Origin of the sequence: Janthinobacterium sp. BJB426 (assembly GCF_002735705.1) — a bacterium.
In the GTDB taxonomy this organism is placed as follows: Bacteria; Pseudomonadota; Gammaproteobacteria; order Burkholderiales; family Burkholderiaceae_D; genus Janthinobacterium.
The window spans coordinates 1-821 of the sequence record NZ_PDZL01000056.1 but is presented as its reverse complement, the minus strand read 5'-3'; the positions used below and the strand labels follow the sequence as shown (position 1 = coordinate 821).

1 protein-coding gene is annotated in these 821 nt (G+C 67.7%); it reads left to right on the top strand.

The genetic code is table 11. The annotated features are described in order from the left end of the window. On the top strand, window positions 1-821 hold an 821-nt coding region (locus CSQ93_RS28500), incomplete at both ends, for a condensation domain-containing protein (RefSeq protein WP_233516397.1).

Sequence of the window (821 nt, the reverse complement as noted above, 5' to 3'; positions counted from 1 at the left end):
TCAGGCTGCCTTGCCGATCACGGCCGTGTTCGAGGCGCAGACGCTGGCGGCGCTGGCACTGCGCATCGAGCAGGCCGGGCCAGCGGAGGCGCAGCCGATCGTGCATCGCGGACCCGGACGGGCGCCGTTGTCGCATGGCCAGCAACGCCTGTGGCTGATCGACCAGATGGGTGATGGTGCGAGCGTGCAATATCATATGCCGATGGCGCTCGAACTGCGGGGCGAGTTGAATGTGGCGCTGCTGCAGCAGGCACTGCAACTGGTGGTGCAGCGCCATGAAATACTGCGCACGACCTATGCCAGCGATGGCGATCATGCATGGCAGGAAGTGCAGGAAGTGGCCACGCTGGCCCTGCCGGTGCTGGCGGTGGAAGATGAGGCGGCCATGGAGATGGCCATCGAAGCGGAAGCGGGGCGGCCGTTCAACCTGCGTTGCGAGCTGCCATTGCGGGCGCAATTGTTGCGCCTGGCGCCGCAGCGCCATGTGCTGGTCCTGGTGCTGCACCATATTGCGTCGGACGGCTGGTCGGGTGCGATCGCGGTCGACGAGTGGTGCGAAGCGTACGCGGCGCTGGTCGAGGGCAGGGCGCCGGGCTGGCAGGCGCTGCCTGTGCAGTATGCGGACTACGCCCGCTGGCAGCGCGAGGCGCCGCAACAGGCGCGCCATGCGCAGCAACTGACGTACTGGCAGCAGAAGCTGGCCTCCTTGCCGGAAGTGCACAGCCTGCCACTGGACCATCCGCGTCCGGCGCAACAGAGCTTCGAGGGTGCGCTGCTGCACAGCCGACTGGACGCGCAAGTGAGCAGCCGGTTGCGCGCGG